Source organism: Azoarcus sp. DD4 (assembly GCF_006496635.1).
In the GTDB taxonomy this organism is placed as follows: domain Bacteria; phylum Pseudomonadota; class Gammaproteobacteria; order Burkholderiales; family Rhodocyclaceae; genus Azoarcus.
Window position 1 is genome coordinate 2,757,511 of sequence record NZ_CP022958.1, and the last position, 22,985, is coordinate 2,780,495.

18 protein-coding genes are annotated in these 22,985 nt (G+C 67.7%); 9 read left to right on the top strand and 9 right to left on the bottom strand.

Features of this window, described 5'->3' with window-relative positions; all coding sequences use genetic code 11:
* The first annotated feature begins 42 nt into the window (after positions 1-42).
* A complete protein-coding gene (locus CJ010_RS12730; RefSeq protein WP_141018378.1) occupies positions 43-537 on the top strand; it encodes a flavin reductase family protein in 495 nt (164 codons plus the stop codon).
* A gap of 48 nt (positions 538-585) precedes the next feature.
* Here the strand turns inward: CJ010_RS12730 and CJ010_RS12735 are convergent, their stop codons facing one another.
* The 6 genes from CJ010_RS12735 to CJ010_RS12760 form a co-directional block, all read right to left on the bottom strand.
* Positions 586-1,542, bottom strand: coding sequence for a DUF808 domain-containing protein (locus CJ010_RS12735; protein WP_141018379.1), 957 nt, complete (start codon positions 1,540-1,542; stop codon positions 586-588).
* Between the two features lie 152 nt (positions 1,543-1,694).
* The gene (locus tag CJ010_RS12740) at positions 1,695-3,272 is read right to left on the bottom strand and encodes a GMC oxidoreductase (RefSeq protein ID WP_141018380.1); all 1,578 of its coding nucleotides are present in this window, start codon (positions 3,270-3,272) and stop codon (positions 1,695-1,697) included.
* Positions 3,269-3,883 carry a gluconate 2-dehydrogenase subunit 3 family protein gene (locus tag CJ010_RS12745; RefSeq protein ID WP_141018381.1) on the bottom strand — a complete coding sequence of 205 codons (615 nt, stop codon included), beginning with the start codon at positions 3,881-3,883 and terminating at the stop codon, positions 3,269-3,271. Before CJ010_RS12745 ends, CJ010_RS12740 begins: the two co-directional genes overlap by 4 nt.
* A 241-nt stretch (positions 3,884-4,124) precedes the next feature.
* The gene (locus CJ010_RS12750) at positions 4,125-4,643 is read right to left on the bottom strand and encodes a flavin reductase family protein (RefSeq protein ID WP_141018382.1); all 519 of its coding nucleotides are present in this window, start codon (positions 4,641-4,643) and stop codon (positions 4,125-4,127) included.
* Positions 4,640-5,770 (bottom strand): LLM class flavin-dependent oxidoreductase, encoded by a 1,131-nt coding sequence (locus tag CJ010_RS12755; protein ID WP_141018383.1) that lies wholly within the window; start codon positions 5,768-5,770, stop codon positions 4,640-4,642. Before CJ010_RS12755 ends, CJ010_RS12750 begins: the two co-directional genes overlap by 4 nt.
* Before the next feature lie 141 nt (positions 5,771-5,911).
* The gene (locus CJ010_RS12760) at positions 5,912-6,928 is read right to left on the bottom strand and encodes an AraC family transcriptional regulator (RefSeq protein WP_141018384.1); all 1,017 of its coding nucleotides are present in this window, start codon (positions 6,926-6,928) and stop codon (positions 5,912-5,914) included.
* Positions 6,929-7,192: 264 nt separating this feature from the next.
* On the opposite strand from CJ010_RS12760, the gene mobB reads away from it, so the two are divergent.
* The 4 genes from mobB to CJ010_RS12780 all read left to right on the top strand — a co-directional run bounded on the left by mobB (position 7,193) and on the right by CJ010_RS12780 (position 12,071).
* Positions 7,193-7,744 carry a molybdopterin-guanine dinucleotide biosynthesis protein B gene (gene mobB, locus CJ010_RS12765; protein WP_141018385.1) on the top strand — a complete coding sequence of 184 codons (552 nt, stop codon included), beginning with the start codon at positions 7,193-7,195 and terminating at the stop codon, positions 7,742-7,744.
* 96 nt (positions 7,745-7,840) lie between these two features.
* Positions 7,841-10,567: a molybdopterin-dependent oxidoreductase gene (locus tag CJ010_RS12770; RefSeq protein WP_141018386.1), complete on the top strand. Its 2,727-nt coding sequence runs from the start codon at positions 7,841-7,843 to the stop codon at positions 10,565-10,567.
* Positions 10,564-11,211 carry a 4Fe-4S dicluster domain-containing protein gene (locus tag CJ010_RS12775; RefSeq protein ID WP_141018387.1) on the top strand — a complete coding sequence of 216 codons (648 nt, stop codon included), beginning with the start codon at positions 10,564-10,566 and terminating at the stop codon, positions 11,209-11,211. Before CJ010_RS12770 ends, CJ010_RS12775 begins: the two co-directional genes overlap by 4 nt.
* Complete coding sequence (locus CJ010_RS12780; RefSeq protein WP_141018388.1) at positions 11,208-12,071, top strand: DmsC/YnfH family molybdoenzyme membrane anchor subunit; 864 nt, start codon at positions 11,208-11,210, stop codon at positions 12,069-12,071. The genes CJ010_RS12775 and CJ010_RS12780 overlap by 4 nt, the downstream gene beginning before the upstream one ends.
* 202 nt (positions 12,072-12,273) lie before the next feature.
* On the opposite strand, the gene CJ010_RS12785 is transcribed toward CJ010_RS12780, so the two are convergent.
* The gene (locus CJ010_RS12785; protein WP_168224946.1) at positions 12,274-13,293 is read right to left on the bottom strand and encodes an AraC family transcriptional regulator; all 1,020 of its coding nucleotides are present in this window, start codon (positions 13,291-13,293) and stop codon (positions 12,274-12,276) included.
* A gap of 566 nt (positions 13,294-13,859) precedes the next feature.
* Here CJ010_RS12785 and CJ010_RS12790 point away from each other — a divergent pair.
* Genes CJ010_RS12790 through CJ010_RS12805 form a run of 4 tightly spaced genes read left to right on the top strand, consistent with a single transcriptional unit; the run spans position 13,860 to position 20,293 of the window.
* A complete protein-coding gene (locus CJ010_RS12790; RefSeq protein ID WP_240794355.1) occupies positions 13,860-14,942 on the top strand; it encodes a YCF48-related protein in 1,083 nt (360 codons plus the stop codon).
* A gap of 44 nt (positions 14,943-14,986) precedes the next feature.
* Complete coding sequence (locus CJ010_RS12795) at positions 14,987-17,353, top strand: RND family transporter (RefSeq protein ID WP_141018389.1); 2,367 nt, start codon at positions 14,987-14,989, stop codon at positions 17,351-17,353.
* 56 nt (positions 17,354-17,409) lie between these two features.
* A complete protein-coding gene (locus CJ010_RS12800) occupies positions 17,410-19,008 on the top strand; it encodes a DUF1302 family protein (protein WP_141018390.1) in 1,599 nt (532 codons plus the stop codon).
* A gap of 16 nt (positions 19,009-19,024) precedes the next feature.
* The gene (locus CJ010_RS12805) at positions 19,025-20,293 is read left to right on the top strand and encodes a DUF1329 domain-containing protein (protein WP_141018391.1); all 1,269 of its coding nucleotides are present in this window, start codon (positions 19,025-19,027) and stop codon (positions 20,291-20,293) included.
* 288 nt (positions 20,294-20,581) lie between these two features.
* On the opposite strand, the gene CJ010_RS12810 is transcribed toward CJ010_RS12805, so the two are convergent.
* The gene (locus tag CJ010_RS12810; RefSeq protein ID WP_141018392.1) at positions 20,582-21,331 is read right to left on the bottom strand and encodes an SDR family NAD(P)-dependent oxidoreductase; all 750 of its coding nucleotides are present in this window, start codon (positions 21,329-21,331) and stop codon (positions 20,582-20,584) included.
* Positions 21,332-21,507: 176 nt separating this feature from the next.
* Positions 21,508-22,965 (bottom strand): indoleacetamide hydrolase, encoded by a 1,458-nt coding sequence (gene iaaH, locus CJ010_RS12815; RefSeq protein ID WP_141018393.1) that lies wholly within the window; start codon positions 22,963-22,965, stop codon positions 21,508-21,510.
* Positions 22,966-22,985 lie beyond the last annotated feature (20 nt).

Below are 22,985 nucleotides of genomic sequence, written 5' to 3' on the forward strand. Positions count from 1 at the left end.
GCCGGGGGTTCCATTCCCCCCGGTCGCGGCCAGGAGAAAACCATGTTCGATCCCCGACAGTTCCGTAACGCCCTCGGCCACTTCGCCACCGGCGTCGCCATCGTCACCACCCGCGATATCCACGGTGGTGCCATCGGCATCACCATCAACAGCTTTGCTTCGGTGTCGCTGGAGCCGCCGCTGGTGCTGTGGAGCCTGGCCAAGAACGCCTGGAGCGTAGCTGCGTTCGAAACCGCCGACTTCTTCGCCATCCACGTGCTGGCAGAGGACCAGCAGGACCTGTCCAACCGCTTCGCACGCGCCTCGGAAGACAAGTTCGCCGGCGTGAAGACCAGCGCCGGCCTTGGGGGAGCGCCGCTGCTGCCGGGATGTCCGGCGGTGTTCCAGTGCAGCACCGAGCACCACTACGACGGCGGCGATCACATCATCATCGTCGGTCGGGTACAGCACTTCCATACCGAGGAACGGCCGCCGCTGCTGTTCCATCGGGGGCGTTATCTGGCGGCTCCGATCGATCCCGAGGTATGCGCCGCCTGAGCGGGGAGCGCTTCGAAACAACAAGGGGCGCCGCAGCGCCCCTTTTCCTTATGTGCCGGCGCGCAGCGCCCGCAGGCCGCCGCCCACCAGTTTGACCCCGGCCAGCACCACCCCGCCGGCGAGGATGCCGGTGACGCCGTCGATCAGCGTCGGCACCAGCGCTTCGAGCACCGGGCCGATGCCGGCGATGCCGCCCGCCGCATGCGCCACGCCATGGATCAGGTCGTGCGCACCCGGCAGGCCGTGAGTCAGGATGCCGCCGCCGACCAGGAACATCGCCGCGGTGCCGACCACCGACAGCCCCTTCATCAGCCAGGGGGCGGCGCGCAGGATGCCGCGGCCGGTGGCGCGCTGCAGGCGCGCGAAAGCGCTCTCGCCGGCCTTGCGGCTGAGGTGCAGGCCGCCGTCGTCGAGCTTGACGATGCCGGCGACGAAGCCATACACCCCCACCGTCATCACCAGCGCGATGGTGGTCAGCACGGCGAACTGGGTGCCGAAGGGCTGGTCGGCCACGGTGCCGAGCGTGATCGCAATGATCTCCGCCGACAGGATGAAGTCGGTGCGCACCGCGCCTTTGATCTTGTCGCGCTCGAAGGCGCGTATGTCGATGTCCGGGTTGGCCAGCGCCTCGGTGAGCTCGGCGTGGTGGGCGTCGTCTTCCGTCTTGGCGTGCAGCAGCTTGTGGGCGAGCTTCTCGAAGCCTTCGAAGCACAGGAAGGCGCCGCCCACCATCAGCAGCGGCGTCACCAGCCAGGGCGCGAAGGCGCTGATCGCCAGCGCTGCCGGTACCAGGATGGCCTTGTTTCTGAGCGAGCCGAGCGCCACCGCCCACACTACCGGCAGTTCGCGGTCGGGGGAGACGCCGGTGACCTGCTGGGCGTTCAGCGCAAGGTCGTCGCCGAGCACGCCCGCGGTCTTCTTGGCGGCGACCTTGCTCATCACCGCCACGTCGTCGAGGACGGAGGCGATGTCGTCGATCAGGGCGAGCAGACTGGTCCCGGCCATCTCAAGCCTCCACGCGCGCGCAGGCGCAACGGACGATATCGATCGGATGGACGGCGTGCGATGGCTGCATGGCGGGCGCTCGGAGAGTATGGGGCGCCCACGGTACGACGAGCGGGTAGCAGCGTCAATCGCCGCGCTGCAGCATTGCCGACTCAGCCGGCGTAGTCGCGCCAGTGGCGGGCGATGTGTGCCGCCGTGCGATGAGCCAGCGCCGATGCGGTGAAGGTCGGATTGACCGCACCGCCGCTCGGGAACAGCCCCGGGCCGGCGATGAAGAGATTGGCCAGTTCGTGACAGCGGCCCCAGCCGTCGGTGACCGAACTCGCCGGGTCGCTGCCCATGCGGGTGCCGCCGATCAGGTGCATGCTCGCCATCGGCCCGTGCCAGGCACTGCGGGCGCCAGCGCTCCTGAAGATCTCGACGCCCTCCTTCATCGCGTGCGCGTACAGGCGCAGCGCGTTGTCGTCGAAGCGGTGCACCACGCGCATCTTCGCCATGCCGGCGCGGTCGCTGCCGGGCACGAGCTCCAGCCTGTTCTCGGCCAGCGGCAGGGTTTCGCCCACGGCGGTCATCGAGGCGAAGCGGCTGGCGGCCTCGGCCATGAAGGCATTGAAGGCGTCGCCGTGCAGGTCGGGCCGGCTGCAGGCGATGCCGAGCAGGTCGTTGGGCTTGGCGGAATGCGCGATCAGCCACTGGTAGCCGCCGATGAAATCCTTGCCCTCGCCCGCCGCCTTCGCGTAACGATCCTGACAGACCAGTTGCCCGCCGCTGACACCGAGGTGGCAGTCGGTGGTTTCGTCGAACAGGCCGAACACGCCGCCGGCAGCATGGGTGTGCAGGTAGCGGCCGACGGTGCCGGAAGCGTTCGCCAGCCCGTCCGGGTGGCGATCCGTGGCCGAGGCCAGCAGCAACCGCGGCGTCTCCAGCGCGAAGGCTGCCACCACCACCAGCGCGGCCGGCTGGAACACGCGCTCGCCGTTGGGGCGGGCGACGATCACGCCGATGCTGCGTTTGCCGGCGGCGTCGGTGACGATGCGCTCGACGCGGTGCCGGTAATGCAGCGCGGCGCCGCCCTCCTTCGCCCACTTCAGATAGGTGACGAGCGGATTGGCAAGCGCGCCGGTGGGGCAGCCCGCGTCGCACCAGCCGTCGTAGATGCAGGCCTCGCGGCCGCGGTAAGGCGCGGTGGCGATGGCCAGCGGCAGCGGCGCGACGTGCATGCCGTGGCGTTCGAAGCCGCGCGCCAGGATCTCGCCCTGACGGAAACGCGGCACCGGCGGCAGCGGGTAGTCGGCCCCGGGCGGACGCCAGCGCTCGGCGGCGGCGTCGCCGGCCAGGCCGACCTGGGCCTGTACCGCGTCGTAATGCGGCCGCAGCTCGTCGTAGCCCAGCGGCCAGTCGGCGGCGACGCCGTGACGGCGGCGCATCTCAAAGTCTTCCGGGTGCAGGCGGAACCAGCAGGCGTAGTGATGGGCGGCAGTGCCGCCGGCGCCCTGCCCGGTGTTGAAGGTGATGCCGAGCGGATGGGTACCGGTACTCGCGGCAAGGTCGGGCGTGCCCTTCAGCCGCCGCGCCCAGATCTGCGAGCTGACCAGCGCTGCAGTGCCGCGCTCGGCGCCTGCCTCGAACACGACTACGCTGCGGCCGGCGGCGGCCAGCTCGGCCGCGATCAGGCTGCCGGCCTGACCGGCGCCGACTATGACGACTTCGGTTTCCCTGAGCGTCTTCATGTGCGGGCCCTCCGCCTGATGCCTGTTGCACCCGGCCAAGGCGCGGATGGATCGATGTGGGCGCGGTAATCGAGGCCCAGCCGTTCGATACCGGGACGGGTGCCGAACACCAGGTCGGCGCCGTCCGCCTTGCTGACGAAGTAGAAGAGACCGGCGGGCGGCCCGGTCCAGCCCTCCGGCTGCCCAGCCGCCACGGCATCGATCAGCCGTTTGCGGGCGTCGGCGTCGAGCGCAGCGAAAGGACGGCCCGACAGGCGCTGCGCCAGTGCCTCCACCGCGTCCAGTCCGTCGCGGTAGAAATCCGCCGGGCTGCCGGGCCAGTCCATATAGCGCAGGAAAAGCGTGCTGGCGTCGCGCGGCTGGCCGAGCTGGCCGACGAGGTAGGCAGCGGCGCCGGCCGCAGCAGCGCCAGGCACCAGCGCGTCGAGCCAATGCGACCAGCGCGCCAGCGTATGGCGCGACAGCGTGGTGGCGGGCGCCGGCGCCTTTGCTGCGGCCTGGGCAGCAAGTGCGGCGGCGCCCAGGCCGACGCCGGCCTTGAGCGTCTGCCGGCGTGCCGGATCGGGCGCTTTGGCAGGGCCGGTGGTGGTGCCGGCGAGCGGATGCTTCATGCGGGTGTCCTCGGATGGATGGGCGTCGCCGCCCGCGCAGCCGGTGCGCGGGCGTTTGCTGGAAGCTAGCGCGCCCACTGCCGCAGGAGCTATCCAGCCCCTGCAGGCCTTGTCCGGAAAGTGCAGCACGCTTGCAGGAAGTGCCGGACGATGCCGCAGGCGGTGTTGACGTCCAGTTCGGCCTTCTGGCCGCAGGCAGGGCGGAACCACTGGTCCGGCGCGGCGCCGGCCGGCGCTGCCGTCACGGCATCGCCTCGCGCGCGACGCGGGCGAAGGCGCCGTCGCGATAGAGCAGCGGCATCGCGTCCGCCACGGTGCGCAGCTCGATCACGTCGGCGACGACGATGGCGTGGGTGGCGGATTCGTGCATCTCCACCACCTCGCAGTCGAAGCTCGCCAGCGCGTCGGCAAGGATGGGCGCGCCGCTGCGCCCGGTCTCCCAGCGCCCTTCGGCAAAGCGCGCCTCGCCGCTGCAACGGCTGGAGCCGAAGCGCATGCACAGCGCGCCCTGCCCTTCGGCCAGCATGTTCATCGCCAGCACCCGGCTGGCACGCAGCAGCGGGTAGGCGCTGGCAGCGGTGTTGATGCACACCAGCAGCCGCGGCGGCTCGGTGCTCACCGAGCACAGTGACGACACCGTCAGCCCGCCGCGCACACCCTCGTGCGCGGTGGTGACCACCGCGGTGGGCAGCGCCAGCTGGCGCATGCCGCGCCGGAACTCGTCGGCCGACAGCGGCGCCTCCAGCACCGCGCTGCTCATGGCGCCACCTTGAAGGGCTGGCGCAGCCCGCGCGCTTCCAGGATGGGCAGCACGGTGTCGCGGAAGTAGGGAAATTCCTCGGCGTAATCGACGAAGGACAGCGTCGAACCGGCGAAGCCCGCTTCGTGCAGCGCGCAGATGCCGTCGGCCACCTGCTGCGGATCGCCCACCAGCGGATAGCCGCCGTGGCCACCGGAGAAACGGTCGCGGATCAGCTTCAGTTGGTCCTTCGGGAACGACTCGGCATGGGCGAACATCAGCCGGATGATGTTGTCGACTGCCGCCCAGTCGGCGTGCTCCTGCGAGTAGTAGCGGTGGTAGTCCTCGGCTTCCTTCTGCGTGGGGCGGCAGACCACGTAGGAGAAGGTCAGCACGTCGATGTCGCGGCCCTTGGCGGCGGCCATCGCCTTGATCTCGGCGACCTCGGCCTTCGAGCGTGCCAGATCGATCGCCGAGGTGAACAGGAAGTCGGCGTTGCGGGTGGCGAAGTCGCGGCCCTGGGCAGAGCCGGCGGCGTTGAAGATGGGGACGCGGTCCACCACCGGGTGGGGCTGGCCGTAGGCGCCCTTCAGCTTGAAGAACTCGCCGTCCCAGTCGAAGGGTGCGCTCTCGTACCACAGCTTCTCGATGATGTCGTACCACTCCTGCCCCATGCGGTAGCGGGTTTCGTGGTCGTCCGGCAGGGTCTGGCCCATGGCGTCGTATTCCGGCTTGTTCCAGCCGCAGACGATGTTGAGACCGGCGCGGCCCCGACCGATCTGGTCGATGGTGGCGATCTGCTTGGCAACCACCACCGGATGGTTGCAGGCGGTGTGGATGGTGGCGAAGACGTTGATGTGCTTGGTGTGCGCCAGCAGGCCGGCGGCCCAGGTCATGGTCTCCAGCACGTTGCCGTGGAAGTCGGTGGCGCCGCCGTAGCCGATCCAGCGCGCGATAGGCAGCATGAACTCGATGCCGGCGGCGTCGGCCAGCCTGGCCAGGCGCAGGTTGTTGTCCCAGGTGTTCTGCCAGCGTTCGGGCATCTGGGTGACGGACATGCCGCCGGAGCAGTTGGCGGCGAAGAAGCCGAGCTTGAACTTGTTGTCGTTGCGGACCGGGGGCACGAAGGTGCCGGTGCGTTCGCTCATGTTCGTATCCTTATGGTCAGGCTGTCGGGGATGCCGGCCATCGGTGGCCGGCATGTGCCCAATCTAGTGACGCGATACGAAGCGAACTATCCCGAAACTCCGCTGCTTATCCCGAAGTTGCAGGATTCGGCGGCGAGCCGTTCAGCGGTTGAGGGTGGCAGAGGGACTTTCGCCGAAGCAGCGCTTGTAATCGACCGCGAAATGCCCGAGGTGCGAAAAGCCCCAGCGCATCGCCACGCAGGTCACGTTGGTGGTTTCGGGCGAGGCGCGCAGCAGTTCCTCGTGCACCCGCTGCATCCGCACATCCTTGAGGTACTGCATGGGCGTGGTGTTGCGGTACTTGCGGAAACCGGCGAAGAGCGAGCGGGTGCTGACGCCGGCGTGCTCGGCAATCTCGCCGATGGTGAGCGGCTCGTGGGCGTTTTCCTCGATGTAGCGTTCGGTGCGCTTGACGAAGTGCGGCGCGACGGTGGGGCCGTCGTGGGCGAGTCTTTCCGAATAGTTGTGCGGCTGGCATAGCAGCAGGGTGGTGATCACCATCTGCTCGATCTGGGCCGAGAACAGCGGCGAATCGAGGATGGGATCGCCCTGCGGGTTCTCGTGGCCGATTTCCTCGCACAGCCAGTTCATCAGGCGCACCCAGGACAGGCAGCGGCTGTCGGGCAGCGACATCTGCGGCAGGAATTCCACCGGCTGGCGCAGATCGCCTCCGAGGTGCTGGCGGCAATGGCGCTCCAGTGTGTCGCGGTCGATCCTGACGAACAGCTTTTCGGTATCGGCGCCGTGGCGGATGGAGACCGGTTGCGTCGGGCTGATGACCGAGGCGACATCCGGCGTGGAGTTCACCGTGTGGCGGCCATGTTCCACCACCTCGGTGCCGCGGATGGGCATCTGGATGAGGGCGAAGTCGCCGAGCTCGCCAGGATCGATCGCCACGCTGGCGCCGTAGCGCATGCGGCCGACACCGATGCCGCGTATCGGCCGGAAGTACATCTCGGCGCCGATCCGGCTGCTGCTGCCCATCACCCGCAGGCGGTGGTCGCAGAACACCTGCGACACGCGGTTGCGGGCTTCCTCGAGGTCCGAGGTGCGGAACAGCGGAAAATTGGCGAGGACCGGCCCCGCGCCGGCCGGCGCGAAGTGGCGTTGTGCTTCCATGGCGTCTCCTCCAATGGGTTCCTGTCGATGCAGGATTTATTTATGTCTAAATTAAAACAGATGTAACTCTCTTACGTCTATTACTTTTCCCGTACTGCCCGCAATGTCTTTCCCCGTGGCGGGAAGTGGCGCCCTGCCGGGCGGTGGCCGGCGTGCAAAGTGCAGCTGTCGGATAGGGCTTGCGGCCTGCGGATAGGCAGCGCCACCCGCGCTCCCCTAGCCTTCGCCCGTTCGTGGCGAAGGTGTATCGACAGGGAGGCGGGAATGAAGGTGTTCGGTTTTGCCGGCTACAGCGGCGCGGGAAAGACGACGCTGATCGAAGGGGTCACCCGCGGGCTGGTCGGCCGTGGCCTGCGCGTTTCGCTGGTCAAGCACGCCCATCAAAGCTTCGACCTCGACCAGCCGGGCAAGGACTCCTGGCGTCATCGCCAGGCCGGTTGCGCCGAAGTCCTGCTGGTATCCAAGGAGCGCGTGGCGCTGATGCGCGAGCTGCGCGGCGCGCCCGAGCCGGGTCTAGACGCGGTGATCGGCCTGCTTGCGCCATGCGACGTGGTGCTGGTCGAGGGCTACAAGCATGCGCCCATCCCCAAGATGGAGGTGCGCCGCGCGGCCGCGCCCGCCAGTCCGCTGCACCGCAGCGACCCGTGGATCGTGGCGGTGGCCAGCGACCGCGGCGAGAACACCCATCTGCCGGTATTCCCGCTCGACGCCTGCGGCGCCATCTCGGACTTCATCTGCAATTACCTCGCCCTGCGCGCGCCGGACTGCGCCTGCGGAAGCTGCAGCGCAGGGACAGGCGCTGCGGCCCTCGGATAGTCCCCATGCACGCCACTTCATAAGCTGCGTCCCTACGCGCTGTCCTTCGTCGGGGCGGGCGCGTCCGAAAGACCCTGCAAGGAGCACGGCAGAATCATGAGCAGCACGCGCAAGGTTTCCACCTATTGCTACCAGTGCGTCAATGGCCCGGACATGCTCACCGTCGAGGTGACGGACGGCGTGGCGACCACGGTGGCGCCCAATTTCGCCGCCAAGGGCTACCACCCGGCCGACGGCAAGGTGTGCGTCAAGCCCTACGGCCTGGTGCAGAAGATCTACAACCCCAACCGCATCCTCAAGCCGATGAAGCGGACCAACCCGAAGAAGGGCCGCGGCGAGGACCCGGGCTTCGTCGAGATCGAGTGGGAAGAAGCGCTGGACACCGTCGCCGCGCGGCTGAACGCGATCCGTGCCGAGAGCCTGGTCGACGAGGACGGCTACCCGCGGGTGGCCTTCACCACCGGCGGTGCGGCGACGCCCTATTTCTACATGGGCACCTTCGCCTCCTTCCTCGCCGCGTGGGGGCCGGTGGACCAGAGCCTGGGCGCCGGCGGCACGGTCAAGTGCTATCACACCGAGCATGTGTACGGCGAGCTGTGGCACCGCGCCTTCACCGTCTGCCCCGATACGCCGCGCTGCGAATACATCGTTTCCTTCGGCAACAACATCGACGCCTCGGGCGGCGTCACCAGCGTGCGCCGCCATGCGGATGCGCGGGCGCGAGGCATCAAGCGGGTGCAGATCGAGCCGCACCTGTCGATCACCGGCGCCTCGGCGAGCGAATGGATACCGATCAAGCCGAAGACCGACCCGGCCTTCCTGTACGCGATGCTGCACGTGCTGCTGCACGAGCGCCCGCTGGCCGATCTCGACCGCCCCTTCCTCAAGGCGCGCACCGGCTCGCCCTACCTGGTCGGCCCCAAGGGCTTCTTCCTGCGCGACCCCGCCAGCCGCAAGCCGCTGATCTGGGACGCGGGCAGCCAGCGCGCGGTGCCCTTCGATACGCCGGGGGCCGATCCCGCGCTGCTCGGCCGCTACAGCCTGAGCGGGCTGGAAGTGGGCGCCGACGGCAAGGAGTGGATGCACGGCGCGGTCGAGGCGACCACCGCCTTCGAGGTGACGCGCGAGATGGTGGCGCCGCACACGCCGGAATGGGCGGCGCCGATCACCGACGTGCCGGCGACGACGATACGCCGCATCGCCAACGAGTTCGTCGATCACGCCCGCATCGGCGAGACCATCGAGTTCGAAGGCCGCACCCTGCCCTTCCGCCCGGTGGCGGTGATGCTGGGCAAGGGCGTGAACAACGGCTGGGGCGCCTACGAATGCGTGTGGGCGCGCACCATGCTGATGGTGCTGGTGGGCGGGCTGGAGGTGCCGGGCGGGCTGCTCGGCAGCACGGTGCACATCTCCGGCATGGACTTCGACCGCATGGGCTCGGTCGCGCCCAGTCCGGACGGCTTCCTCGATTACCCCTTCAACCCCACCGACAAGGAACACTGGGCGGCGCAGCCGCAGGTGCGCCACGGCCACACCACGCTCATCCCCATCATCGGCGGCGGCCTCACCAGCCAGCTGATGGGCTCCACCGTGCTCAGCTGGATGCGCCTGCAGGGCCGCGCGGCCGACAGCTGGGGCCAGCCCAAGCCGCCCGACCTGTGGTTCGTCTATCGCTGCAACCCGAATATCTCGTTCTCCGAGACGGACAAGATGGGTGAGACGATGGCGACCTTCCCCTTCACCGTCGCCTTCTCCTACACCCAGGACGAGACCAACCACTTCGCCGACCTGGTGCTGCCCGAAGCCATCGACCTCGAAAGCACCCAGCTGATCCGCCTCGGCGGCACGCACTACTTCGAGCAGTTCTGGGACAGCCAGGGCTGGGTGCTGCGCCAGCCGGTGGTGGAGCCGCGCGGCGAGGCCAGGGACTTCACCTGGATCTCGACCGAGCTGGCCAAGCGCACCGGCCTGCTCGAGGCCTACAACACCATGATCAACATGGGCGCAGCCGGCCTGCCGCTGAAGACGGACAAGTACGACTTCTCGCTGGACGTGAGCAAGCCGCACACGGTGGAGGAAACCTGGGACGCGGTGTGCCGTGCCGCGAGCGTCGACGTGACCGACGGCGCCGCCAGCGACGGCCTCGCCTACTTCAAGGAAAACGGCTTCCGCGTCAAACCCTTCCCCAAGATCAACTGGTATCTCTACCCCAAGATGGAGGACATGGGTCTGCGCTTCGAGCTGCCCTACCAGGAACGCATCCTGCGCATCGGCCAGGAACTCGCCGCCCGCCTGCACGAGCAGGGCGTCACGTGGTGGGACCGCCAGCTGCACGAATACGAGCCTCTGCCGACCTGGAAAGACCTCAACAAGCTGTGGGCCGACGCCTACGAGCGCGCCTACAAGATCAAGGCCAGCGACTACCCGTTCTGGCTGCTGACCGCGCGCAGCATGCAGTACGCGTGGGGCGGCAACGTCAGCCTGCAGATGATCCGCGAGGTCGCGGCCAATGTCGCCGGCCACGACGGGATCATGATCAACGCCAGGGTCGCCGAGGAGATGGGCATCGCCCAGGGCGACCGCATCGAGGTCACCTCGCCGGTCGGTGTCACCAGCGGCCGCGCGCTGCTGCGCCAGGGCGTGCGGCCCGACACGGTGGTGATGGTCGGCCAGTTCGGCCACTGGAAAACGCCCTACGCCAAGGACCTCGACATGCCCAGCCTCAACAACCTGGTGCCGATGAACATGGACCTGGTCGACGGCACCGGTTCGGCGGTCGACGCCGTCCTCGTCAAGATCAAGAAGATCGGGAGCAAACGATGACCCGCTACGTAATGGTCGCCGACCTCAACCGCTGCGTCGGCTGCCAGACCTGTACCGCCGCCTGCAAGCACACCAACGCCACGCCGCCCGGCGTGCAATGGCGCAAGGTGCTGGATGTGGAGATGGGCGAATACCCCAATGTCGAACGCCTGTTCATGCCGGTCGGCTGCCAGCACTGCTCCGATCCTCCTTGCATGGAGGTCTGCCCCAGCACCGCCACCGGCCAACGCAAGGACGGCATCGTCACCATCGACTACGACATCTGCATCGGCTGTTCCTACTGCGCGGTGGCCTGTCCCTACCAGGCGCGCTACAAGGTGGAAACGCCGCGCTTCGCCTACGGTGACCAGCCGACCGAAACCGAGGCGATCCGCTTCGACGAGGGCCGCATCGGCGTCGCGCAAAAGTGCACCTTCTGTTCGGACCGGGTCGATGCCGGCCTCGCCCGCGGCTTGAAGCCGGGCGTCGATCCCGACGCGACGCCGGCCTGCGCCAATGCCTGCATCGCCAACGCGCTCACCTTCGGCGACCTCGAAGACCCCGACAGCAACGTCTCGAAGCTGCTCACCGACAACACCTGGTTCCGCATGCACGAGGAACTGGGTACCGAGCCGGGCTTCTTCTACCTGTGGAACGAAAAATGAATCCTGCCAAGTTCGGACGTTTCGGCACCAGCCATCAGATCAGCTGGGACTGGCGTGCCGCAGCCAACTTCATCGGCGGCGGCAGCGGCTCCGCGCTGCTGCTGTTCGCCACCCTGACCGCCTATCCGGCGTCGCCGCCGCTGTGGGCGGTGCTCGCCGGGCTGGCGCTGATCGGTGCCGGCCTCGCCTGCGTGTGGGCCGAGATCGGGCGGCCGTGGCGCGCCTTCAACGTGCTCTTCCATCCGCAGACCTCGTGGATGACGCGCGAGGCCTATGTCGCGGCGCTGATCTTCCTGCTGTCGGTGGCGGCGCTGGCCACCGGCCTGGCGCTGCTGGCATATTCCGCGGGCGCGGCCGCCCTGCTCTTCCTCTACTGTCAGGGCCGCATCCTCAAGGCCGCGCGCGGCATTCCGGCCTGGCGGGAACCGGCGGTGGTGCGCCTGATCGTGGCGACCGGGCTGGTCGAAGGCTGTGCGCTGCTGCTCCTGCTGCAGAGCGCGTTCGCGGCGCTGCAGACGGAGATGCTCGGCGCGCTGCTGGTGCTGGTGCTGCTGCGTGCTGCCAGCTGGCTGCACTATCGCGCCCGGCTGCTCGCCTCCGATGCGCCGCAGTCGACCCGCCGCGCACTGGCGCCGGCGCAGCTCGGCCTGCTCCTGGCCGGTGCCGCGCTGCCGCTGCTGGCTGGCGGAGCCGCCCTGGTCTTGCCGCAGACGGTCGCGTTCGGCGTACTGGCCGCCATCGCCGCCGTGCTGCCCGGCTGGCACTTCAAGTTCCTGCTGGTGACGCGCGCGGCGCAGGTGCAGGGCTATGCGCTCGGCAACAAGCTGCGCCGCGGCCATCCGCTGGCGCAAGCGCGCTGAGGCGACGCTCACCGTTTCCATGACGGCGCAACGACCCCGGTCGAAGCGCCTTGCGCGGAGGGGCGGCTGCGCCCCTCCCGCCTTTTCGATGACGACCTGAAACCGGTCCGGCTGCCCGGGCGGGAACTTCTACTGGCGCTTCAGCCTGTCTCCGCATTTCCCGCCCTTTTACTGCCCGTTCGCCTGGCGAACGGGCATTTTTTCAGCCGCGCGCCAGGGTTTCCGACGGGCTTTCGCCGAAGCGGCGCTTGTAGGCCGTGGTGAAGTGGCCGAGATGGGAAAAACCCCAGTGCAGCGCTTCGCTGGTGACCGTGGTGTGGCCCGGCTCGGCCTCCAGCAGCGCGTCGCGCACCCGCTGCAGACGCACCTCGCGCAGGTAGTTCATCGGCGAACTGTTGCGAAAGCGCTTGAAGCCGGCGAACAGCGAGCGGCTGCTGACGCCCGCATGGGCGGCAAGGTCGACGATGGTGAGCGGCTCGTGTGCGTTGTCCTCGATGTAGCGCTCCACCCGCTTGACGAAGGCCGGCGCGATGGACGGCGCATCGCTGCACAACTGCTCGGTGTAGTTGTGCGGTTGGCACACCAGCAGCATCGAGATGAGCAACTGCTCGAACTGCGCGGCGAGCAAGGGGTAACGGTTGGTGGCGAGATCGTCGTCGGCGACGCTGTCGAGCTCGGTCATCAGCCAGCGCAGCGCCCGCATCCACTGCTGGCCCGCAACGGTGTCGAGCGGCATGTCCATGCGGAAGTCGAGCGGTTTGCGCAGCGCATGGCCAAGGTGCTGCAGGCAATGGCGCTCCAGCACGTCTCGGTCGATGCGTACGAACAGCTTCTCGGTGCCCGCCTCGTGGCGCAGCGAGAAGGGACGGTGCGGGCTGGCCACGGTGGCGACGCGGCGGCTGGAGTTCACCACGATGTCGCCGCTGCGCAGGATCTCGGCGCCGCTGAGCGGCATCTGCACCAGCAGGAAATCGTCGAGGCAGCCCGGATCGACGGCGACGTGCGCACCATAGGTCATCCGGCCGATCCCCACGCCACGGATACGCTTGAAGCACATGCGGGCGTCTATCGACGCATGGCGGTCCACCAGTTTCAGGCTGTGCTCGCAGAACACCTGGGTGCCGCGCAGGCGGGCTTCGTCCACATCGCGCGTTTCGAACAGCGGAAAACGCGACAGCGCGGGATTGTCCGGGTCGGGGGTGGTTCCGGCATGAAGAATCATGAGTTCTCCTGCATCGTTGGTCTTCGCCTGGGGCGGCGCTTACGGCACCGCCGTGGTGGTGACGGCGCCAGGATCTGCACCGTCGGGGTGCCGTCGGCGCCAGCCTGGTGCAGCCGGCGGGCCGTCCGGTCGCGCTTGCCGCTGCTTTGAACGCGTCGGACGCCGTCGCAAGGTGCTTTAAGCAAGAACGATTCCAAAATAAATAAAGCACTCGGCGCGATGCGCGGTCCGCTCTTGCCGCCCCCCTTCAGCCATCCCTTCGCCGGTGCCATGACCGTCCTGCAAGTGCATCGGGACAGTTCCGAAAACGCCTGCGCAGGCGCTTCCTGTTTGCCGTTGTCATTTTCTGAAAAAGCCTTTCCGAACAGCAGGATGGCCGTGTCGGCTGATGCCCGGCGGTCGTTTGCCGAAGGGTGCCGCCCGCCTTCGGGGGGTACCGCGGATTCACTTGCGCGCAAGGGATAAGGCTTGCGTTGCGTGGATAGTCCCGCGCACGGCCGGGCTCTAGCTTAGAGGGCACAAGAAGCCGCCTAGGCTTTGCCCCACAACAGACCTGACACAACGACATGGACCGCATGCCAGACCAGCTCGCTTCCCACTCCCCGCCGCCCGCCGCGGCCGACTCCCCTGCCGCCCGGCACACCGGCCAGGCGCCGGCACGGTCGATGGGCGGCTACGTCGTCTCCGCCCTGCCCTGGGCCATCATCGGCGGCCTGCTGTGGGCCGGCCTCTTCGTCAAGCCGCAACCGGTCGGCGCGACGCTGCAGCCGCCCGTGCTGGAGCGCCGCGACCACTACTACGGCATTACCGCTGCGGCCGAGGACCGCCTGCTGGCGGTCGGATCGGGCGGCAAGATCCTGCGCATCGATCCGGCTTCCCGGCAGGTCGAGCGCGTGCCGGTGCCGTCTGGGCAGACCTTGCAGGACATCGCAACCTGGGATGCCACGCGCGCGGTCGCGGTCGGCAACGACGGCGTGATCCTGGTGTCGGCCGACGGCGGCGCGAGCTGGCAGCAGGTTGCCGACGTGCCGCGCTCCGAGGTTGCCAACAAGCTCACCCGCATCGAGACCGGGGCGGACGGCATCGCCATCGCAAGCGGCGAGATGGGCGCGTTGCTGATGACCCGCGACTACGGTGCGACCTGGTCGCGGCTGCGCGACGAGGAGGATCTGGCCTGGAACGACGTGGCGCTCATCGGTGCCTCGCGCGTCGTGGTGGTCGGCGAGTTCGGCCGCATCCTGACCAGCGACGACGGCGGCGCCAGCTGGACCGAAACGCCCGCGCCGGTGGCGAGCTCGCTGATGGCGGTCGCCTTCCGCGATGCGGACCACGGCGTGGCGGTGGGCCTGGAGGGCGTAGTGCTCGAAACGCGCGACGGCGGCCGTAACTGGAGGGCGGCGGAGCTCGGCATCCACGACCACCTCTTCGACATCGCCTGGGATACGGCGCAGCAACGCTGGATCGGCTCCGGGGCGCTCGGGCGCTGGATCTCGGCCGATGCCGACGCCGCCAGGTGGCAGACCGGCCGCCTCGACGAACGCGACCTGTCCTGGCACACGCGGGTGCTGCCGATCAAGGACGGAGCCTGGTTCGCCGGCGCCAACATCGGCCGCTGGGACGGCCGCGCCTGGACCACGCTGGGCAACTGAACCGGGCCCGCTCCCGCATCTCACCCAAATCAGAGAGCAGAAAAATGATCGAACGCATAGCCGAGACATGTATCCGTCGGCGCAACTGGGTCGTGGGCGCGCTCGCCGTGCTGACCCTGGTCCTGTCGTGGTTCGCGCTGCATGTGGAAGTGCGCACCGTGTTCGAGGACATGCTGCCGTCGCGCCACGAGTACATCCAGACCCACCAGAAGTTCAAGGACACCTTCGGCGGCTCGAACATGGTCACGATCATGGTCGAGGTGGACCAGGGCGAGATCTTCGACGCAAAGGTGCTCGACAAGGTGCGCACCATCACCCTCGGCCTGCGCGAGGTGTCGGCGGTCAATCCCTACCAGATCACCTCGCTCGCCTCCAAGAAGCTGAAGGAGGTGCGCGCCTCGACCGACGGCATCGAGACCAAGCCGCTGATGTGGCCCGACCTGCCCGCCAGCGCCGAGGCAATGGCAGCCCTGCGCGATTCGGTGCTGCGCAATCCGCTGGTGTACGGCCCCTATGTGTCCAAGGATCTGCAGGCGACGTTGATCACGGTCGACTTCATCGACCGCGAGGTGGACTACGCCACCGTGTTCCACGAGATCCGCGACCTGATCGCCCGCGTCGATGACGGCACGGTGAGCATCCGCGTGGTCGGTGACCCGATGCTGTACGGCTGGGTGAACCACTACGTGCCGGAGACGATCAACCTGATCGCCGCGGCGATGGCGCTGACCCTGGCGATGCTCTTCGTGCTGCTGCGTACCTGGCGCGGCGTGCTGCTGCCGCTGCTGGCCGGCGTGGTGAGCGCGATCTGGGCGCTGGGCATCTGCCACCTGCTGAAGGTGCATTTCGAACCGCTGGTGATCGTGGTGGCAATGCTGATCACCTCGCGGGCAGTGTCGCACTCGGTGCAGATCGTCAACCGCTTCGACGACGAACTGGCGGTGATCCCGCCCGACGCCGACAGCGCCCGCATTGCCGCCAAGGTGGCGCTCGCCGACCTCTTCCGCCCCGGCATGCTGGGCGTGATCGCCGACGCCGCCTGCATGGCGGTGGTGGCGCTGTCGCCCATTCCGATGCTGCAGAAGCTGACGCTGCTGTCGGTGGTGTGGGTGTCCACGCTGACGATCAGCGCGGTGATCCTGACCCCGGTGCTGCTGTCCTACATCCGCCGCCCGCACGGCACGGTGCATCCGGTGGATTTCGCGCCGATTCTGCGCAAGGTGCTCGATTTCGGCGTATGGATGGCGACCTCGCGCTTCCGCTACGCGGTGATCGGCTGCAGCGTGGTGGTGATGGCGGTGTCGGGCTACTACGCCTTCCACCTGAAGGTGGGCGACGCCAACCCGGGTTCGCCCATCCTGTGGCCGGAGGCCAAGTACAACGTCGATTCGGCGGCCATCAACCAGCGCTTCCAGGGCGTGGACCGGATGTTCATCGTCATCGGCGAAGACGGCAAGGAAGGCCTGGTCAAGTCCAACGAAGTGCTGCACGCAATGAACAGCTTCCAGCGCTTCATCGAGGCCCAGCCCGAGGTCGGCGGCTCGCTGTCCATCGCCGACGTGATTCCGGTGGTCAACAGCACGCTGCGCGAGGGCAACCCGCGCTACCTGGAACTGGGCGAGAGCCAGGCGGTGAACGGCAGCCTGGTGGCCATCCTCGATTCGGTGTCCGAACCGGGCGACATGGACCGCTTCACCGACACCGCCTACGCCAACGGCGCGGTGACCATGATGTTCCGCGACCGCCAGGGCGAGACCATCCGCACCGCGGTGGCGCGCATCAAGGAGTTCATCGACACCCATCCGCTCACCGAGGGCAAGTGGCAGCTCGCCGGCGGGCTGATCGGGGTGATGGCGGCGGTGAACGAGGTGATCCTGTCCAGCCAGATCGAGCACATCGCGCTCGCACTCTTCGTGCTGGTGGTGATCTGCACCGTGGTCTACCGCTCCACCGTGGCCGGCATGTTGTTCATGGTGCCGGTGATCATCTCCAACACGCTCACCTTCAGCTTCATGGCCTGGAAGGGCATCGGCATGAACATCAACACCGTGCCGGTGGCCGCGCTGGGCATCGGCCTGGGCGTCGATTACGCCTTCTACGTGGCCGACCGCATCAAGGAAGAAATCGCCGCCGGCAGCACGCCGGAGCACGCGATCCACGAGGCGCTGCACTCGGCCGGCATGGGCGTGCTGGTCACCGCCAGCGTGCTGATCTTCAGCACCCTGCTGTGGTGGGCCTCGTCGTTGCGCTTCCAGGCCGAGATGGGCCTGCTGATGGCGATCTGGCTCGGCGTCTCGGCCGCTTCGGCGCTGTTCGTGATGCCGTCGGTGATCTACGTCTTCCGCCCCGCCTTCATCTTCGGCCGCCAGGAGAAGCCCGTGCTCGCGGGCTTGCGCCCGGCCGCCGCCTGAACCTGTTCTCCGTCTCTCAGCGCAGCACCTATTCGACTCACCCCAAGGGAGCATCCATGAAGAAGAGAAGCAGCAAGACCAGGCCTGCCCGCGCCCTCCTGGGCACCGCGATCGCCATCGCCTTCGCGTTGCCGGCCCTCCCCGTCCATGCGGAGGACGGCAATCTCAAGATCGACGGCTACCTGCGCCAGGAACTGTCGTGGAACATGCAGAACTGGGAGGACACGCCGGGCTACGACGACCGCGGCAAGCTGTCGATGGCCCGCAGCACCGCGCGCCTGAACATTGACTGGAAGGCCACCGAGAACGTCTCGGTGGTGGCCAAGCTGCGCGCCGTCGGCGAAGTGCAGACGCCCTTCCTGCGCCACCTGGAGAAAATGGGGGCGAACAACTACCACGATGGCGACATCATGGATCTCTACAACCGCAACGACATCAGCGACGTCGTCCGCGAGCTGTACGTCGATTTCGGGCTGGGCGAGCGCACCCGGGTGCGCTTGGGCAAGCAGCAGATCGCCTGGGGCGAGACCGATTTCTTCGCCGCCAACGACATGGTGCACGGCTTCGACTGGACCTGGCGTTCGTTCCTGGAGCCGGCCAACGAGGAACTGCGCAAGGCCAACATCATGGCCAAGGTGAACATCGACGTGCCCGAACTCGACGGCGGCGTCGAGATGTTCATCCGCCCGGGCTGGGACCGCAAGAGCGACATCGGCACCGAACTCGAGATCTACGGCGGCCGCTGGTCCAGCCATCCGTGGGCCGGCGTCGACTTCCGCAACATCGACCCCTACGACTACGAGAACGATGAAGGCGACGTGCGCGACGTCACCGGCGGCATCCGCTGGAGCGGCATGGCCGGCGACATCAACTATTCGCTGTCCTACCTGAAGACCTACTGGCCGAACCCGATCATGAACGGGACGAGCAAGTTCAACGGCATCCCCGGCTTCAGCTCGGTGAAGACCGAAGGGCGTGCGGACACCAACGGCCTGTTCGGCGACATCATCTACCCCATCGTCGACATCTTCGGCTTCACCGCCAGCGGCTATGCCGACTGGGCCGACGCGGTGTTCAGCACCGAGGTCGCCTACATCAAGGATGCGCCGTACAACTTCTCGGCGGTTCCGGGTTCGCTCGCCAGCCAGAACGTCGCGCCCGGTTTCGATGGCGTCAAGCACAAGAACGTGCTGGCCTGGATGCTGCGCATGGACAAGAACCTGGCCTTCACCCAGTCCCTGCTGGGCACCGAGAAGCCGATGTTCTTCTCGGTCCAGCTGTTCGACAAATGGATCCTCGACTACGACGGCGGCGACCGCCTGCTGAACTCGGTCGGCTGGGGTGGCCGGGCCAAGGAACACAACATGCTGCTGACCGGCATCTTCAGCCTCAGCTACGACAACGGCCGCGTCCGCCCCGAGCTGGTGGTGGGCACCGACCTGACCAACGGTGGCGGTTTCGCCGTGCCTTCGGTGACTGTCGAGCTGGCCAAGAACTGGCGCTGGAAGGTCGAGTACGACAAGTTCTGGAATAACGAAAGCCGCGACGCCGGTGAGTGCGCACCGCCCAATGCCGGCATGTGCGACAAGTCGGCGCTGTTCGGCTACTTCCACAAGCGCGACCAGCTCTACACCAGCCTGACCTACCTGTTCTGACCCCCGGAGCAACCTCATGAAAACGATCAACAAGCCCGTGCTGCGCCTCGTCGCGGCCACCCTCGCGCTGGCCGCAGCAGGCCTTGCCCATGCCGCCGAACTGCCGGCCGGCACGGTGATTTCGGCCGAGAACATCGACAAGATCAAGAGCGATACTTTCGAAGGTCATACGGTCGCAAGCCTGCTGACCGAAAAGATGGAATGGCGCATCCGCAACAACGGCATGAAGGTGCCGCTGGCCAAGTCCAAGGAGATTCCGCTCGATCCCAAGTGGGTCAAGGCCTCTGCCGCCAACGCCGGCAAGACCAAGATCAATGGCGAGACCTGTCAGGTCGACGGCTGGCAGGCTGGCCAGCCCTTCCCCGACATCGACATGAAGGACCCGCAGGCGGCCGAGAAGGTGATCTGGAACTGGCACCTCGGCCAGCTTTCCGGCGACCTCGCCCACGCACCCTTCTTCACCCAGGTGCTGATCGACGGCGAAAAGGGCGTGCATGCCGAACCGGTGGCCGAATTCATCCGCTATTCGATGAAGGGCCGCCTGTCCGGCGACGCGGTCGAGGGCGACGGTGGCGAACGCGGCCGCCAGTTGTTGTACTTCAAGGCGCCGTCCGACATGAAGGGCCTGGGGACCTTCACGGTGATGTACGACAACGCCAAGGTGCCGGACGTGTGGGCCTACATTCCGGCGGTGCGGCGCGTGCGGCGCCTGTCCGGTGGCGCCTGGATGGACCCGGTGGGTTCCTCCGACCAGCTGCAGGACGACCTCGAGATCTTCAACGCCCGCCCCTGCTGGTACCCGGGCTACAAGATGCTGGGCAAGCGCATGGTGCTCGCCGTCGCCCACAGCAAGACGCCGCTGTGGAACCGCAACGGCAAGACCTTCGGCGAGAAGTACCCGGTGCTCGAAGACAAGGCGCCGTTCTGGAACATGAACAACAACGCCTACGAGCCGCGCGAAGTCTATGTGATCGAGGCGACCACGCCGGCGGAGCACCCGTACAGCAAGAAGGTGCTCTACGTCGATACCAAGTACCCGCGCATCTATTACGGCGAGGCCTACAACCGCAAGGGCGAATTCTGGAAGATGATGGAATTCCACTCCTACCCGGCCAAGGCGGAGGACGGCTTCACCGACGTGCGCAGCGCGGGCGGCGCCATCATCGACTTCCAGCGCAACCATGCCACCGTGTTCCTGGTGGATTCCGGCTCGTGGAAGACCAACGTCGCCGGCATGAGCGCCAAGGACTTCACCCTGCAGACGCTGCAGGCGGCGGGTCGCTGAGCTGGGGTTCGGGCGGTGCCGCGGCACCGCCCGTGTGGCAGGAAATGAAGAGGGGTTGCTGTTGGTGCCCCCTTTTTTTTCGCTTAACTGGTTGTGATGAAAGCGGGCCTGTCGGCTGGCCCGCTTTTGCTCCCTTCCCTTCAAGGGGAGGGTTGGGGTGGGGATGGGGTTAGTTTGTGAGCCAGTTCCATCGCCCGGAACCCCATCCCCATCCCCGCCTTCCCCTTGAAGGGGAAGGAGCTGGCTTGCGGACGCTACATCGTCGTCGCCCGGTAGAGCCCTTTCCCCCTATCCCGCACTCATCCCCCCATCCACCGGCAGCACTGCCCCGGTCACGTAGGACGACTGCGCCGACAGCAGCCACAGCACCGCGGCGCTGACCTCACCCGGCATGCCGATCCGGCGCATCGGCACGCCTTCGTCGTACATGTGGTCGTCGCCGCCGGTGACGCGGTCGTAGCTCGGTGTCTTGATCGGCCCGGGGCACACCGCATTCACGCGGATGCCGCGTTCCGCGTAGTCCAGCGCCACGGCGCGGGTCGCGCCGACGATGCCGTGCTTGGCGGCGACGTAGTAGGCCAGCCGCGGCATGGCCTTCAGGCCGAAGATCGAACTGTTGTTGACGATGGCGCCGCCGCCGCCCGCCAGCATGGCCGCAGCCTCGTACTTCATCATGTAGAGCACGCCCTTGAGGTTGATGTCTATCACCTCGGACAGGTCGGCGTCGGGTGTCTCGTGGATGTCGCCGAAGTCGCGCTGCAGGCCGGCGTTGTTGAAGGCGCCGTCGAGCCGGCCGTAGTGCTCGAGCGCGCAGCGCACCAGCGCGGCGCAGTCCTCCGGGCGGGACACGTCGGTGACGCGGAACACCGCCTGTCCGCCGAGCGCGCGGATCGCTTCGACCACCGCCTCGCCCTCCTCTGCGCGGCGGTTGCCGATCACTACCCGGGCGCCGGCATGCGCGAGGGCCAGGCAGGCATCGCGGCCCATGCCACTGCCGCCGCCGGTGACGATGACGATTTTGTCTTGCAGGTTGCTCATTGGTGTTGTTCCGTAAAGAGGAAATTGGATTGGCGGTTCCAGGGCGCCAGCGGTTTGCTCCCTACCCTTCACGGGAGGAGCAGCCCCTGCGGCCGGTCGGGCTTCGTCGCAAACGAAAAAACCCGCTCGCCGTCAGGCAAAGCGGGCTGCAAATCCGTGGACTTTGCTCCGCGCTGTCAGAACGCCGACGGCACCCGCCCCAGCACCGCCTCCAGCGCGATGCCGATGGCAAGCATGCGGCGGTCGCTGCCCGCCGGGCCGTCGAGTTCCATGCCGACCGGCAAGCCGGTCTGCGGGCCGAGGCCGATCGGCAACTGGATCGACGCGAGGCCGGCACTCGCGGCGGGTTCGGTGTTCTGGATGAGCAGGTGGAAGTTCTCCGGCAGGCTGACCTCGGGGCGTGCCAGTGGCGCTACGACAGGCGTGGTCGGGAACACGAAGGCGTCCAACCGGTAACGCTCGAACAGCTCGCGGTAGCGCGCCTTCAATGCCGGACGACCGTAACGCACCGCCTCCTGATAAACCGGGCCGACGTCGACCAGGCTGCCGTCCGGGCCGAAGGTCTTGCGCGGCAGCACCAGGTCCTTGTAGATGCCCTTCACGTCGGGGCTGGCGATCTGCTCGTAGAGCGCCTCGATGCCGATGCCCGGCCCCTGTTCGCTCAGGTAGGCGACCATGTCGCCGTAAGCCTCGTGGAACACCACCGGGAAGCCGATCGGCTCGTTGAGTTCCTGCAGGCGCGCATCCGGCACCTCGACGAAGCTCACCCCGGCGGCTTCGAGCTTCTTCACCGCCGCCTCGGCCAGCACCCGGGTGTCGGCGTCGAGGTTGGCCCAGTAACCGGCGACCACGCCGAGCCGCAGGCTGTCGAGCCGTACCGGGGGGAGTGCCGGCTCGCCGGTGATGAGGGCGTCCAGCAACGCAACATCGGCCATGCACAGCGCCATCGGCCCGACGGTGTCGCGGCTGTTGGCGATCGGGATCACGCCCTCGCCGGAGTAGCGTCCCCAGGACGGGCGCAGCGAGGCGCAGCCGTTGAGCGCGCACGGAATCCGCATCGAGCCGCCGGTATCGGTGCCGAGCGCGGCCAGCGCCATGCGGGCGCCGAGCGCGGCGGCGCTGCCGGAAGACGAACCGCCGGCGATGCGGGTGGCGTCGTAGGGATTGCGCACGCCGACGCTGTCCGGGTGGTGGAAGCCGTGGTTGTAGCCGGTGGCGCCGAAGGCCAGTTCGTGCATGTTGGTCTTGCCCAGCACCACGGCGCCGGCTTCGCGCAGTTTGCGCACCGTGGGTGCGTCCGTGGCGGGGACGAAACCGGCCAGCGCAGGGGTGCCGGCGGTGGCGGGCAATCCGGCGGCGTGGATGTTGTCCTTCACCACCAGCGGCAGGCCGGCCAGCGGCCCCTGCGCCTTGCCGGCGGCACGCGCGTGGTCGGCGTAGCGGGCGGCGGCGAGCGCGCCTTCTGTATCCAGGGTGATGAAGATGTTGAGCTCGGGGTGGGCTTGGGCGCGTGCGATGCAGTCGCGCATCAGCGCCTCGCAGCTGAGGCTGCCGGCGGCGATCTGCGCGGCTGCTTCGGCCAGCGTTGGGCCGGCGGCCGGTTTGGCGCCTTCGTGGGGCGGGGTCGGGCTCATCGTTTCTCTCCGGGTTGGGC

Excerpts from the sequence above, each read along its gene's own strand:
- CJ010_RS12730 (WP_141018378.1), top strand. The coding sequence starts at position 43 with ATGTTCGATCCCCGACAGTTCCGTAACGCCCTCGGCCACTTCGCCACC.
- CJ010_RS12770 (WP_141018386.1), top strand. The coding sequence starts at position 7,841 with ATGAGCAGCACGCGCAAGGTTTCCACCTATTGCTACCAGTGCGTCAAT.
- CJ010_RS12785 (WP_168224946.1), bottom strand. The coding sequence starts at position 13,293 with ATGATTCTTCATGCCGGAACCACCCCCGACCCGGACAATCCCGCGCTG.
- CJ010_RS12805 (WP_141018391.1), top strand. The coding sequence starts at position 19,025 with ATGAAAACGATCAACAAGCCCGTGCTGCGCCTCGTCGCGGCCACCCTC.
- CJ010_RS12750 (WP_141018382.1), bottom strand. The coding sequence starts at position 4,643 with ATGAGCAGCGCGGTGCTGGAGGCGCCGCTGTCGGCCGACGAGTTCCGG.
- CJ010_RS12755 (WP_141018383.1), bottom strand. The coding sequence starts at position 5,770 with ATGAGCGAACGCACCGGCACCTTCGTGCCCCCGGTCCGCAACGACAAC.
- iaaH (WP_141018393.1), bottom strand. The coding sequence starts at position 22,965 with ATGAGCCCGACCCCGCCCCACGAAGGCGCCAAACCGGCCGCCGGCCCA.
- CJ010_RS12745 (WP_141018381.1), bottom strand. The coding sequence starts at position 3,883 with ATGAAGCATCCGCTCGCCGGCACCACCACCGGCCCTGCCAAAGCGCCC.
- CJ010_RS12780 (WP_141018388.1), top strand. The coding sequence starts at position 11,208 with ATGAATCCTGCCAAGTTCGGACGTTTCGGCACCAGCCATCAGATCAGC.
- mobB (WP_141018385.1), top strand. The coding sequence starts at position 7,193 with ATGAAGGTGTTCGGTTTTGCCGGCTACAGCGGCGCGGGAAAGACGACG.
- CJ010_RS12800 (WP_141018390.1), top strand. The coding sequence starts at position 17,410 with ATGAAGAAGAGAAGCAGCAAGACCAGGCCTGCCCGCGCCCTCCTGGGC.
- CJ010_RS12790 (WP_240794355.1), top strand. The coding sequence starts at position 13,860 with ATGGACCGCATGCCAGACCAGCTCGCTTCCCACTCCCCGCCGCCCGCC.
- CJ010_RS12775 (WP_141018387.1), top strand. The coding sequence starts at position 10,564 with ATGACCCGCTACGTAATGGTCGCCGACCTCAACCGCTGCGTCGGCTGC.
- CJ010_RS12810 (WP_141018392.1), bottom strand. The coding sequence starts at position 21,331 with ATGAGCAACCTGCAAGACAAAATCGTCATCGTCACCGGCGGCGGCAGT.
- CJ010_RS12795 (WP_141018389.1), top strand. The coding sequence starts at position 14,987 with ATGATCGAACGCATAGCCGAGACATGTATCCGTCGGCGCAACTGGGTC.
- CJ010_RS12740 (WP_141018380.1), bottom strand. The coding sequence starts at position 3,272 with ATGAAGACGCTCAGGGAAACCGAAGTCGTCATAGTCGGCGCCGGTCAG.
- CJ010_RS12735 (WP_141018379.1), bottom strand. The coding sequence starts at position 1,542 with ATGGCCGGGACCAGTCTGCTCGCCCTGATCGACGACATCGCCTCCGTC.
- CJ010_RS12760 (WP_141018384.1), bottom strand. The coding sequence starts at position 6,928 with ATGGAAGCACAACGCCACTTCGCGCCGGCCGGCGCGGGGCCGGTCCTC.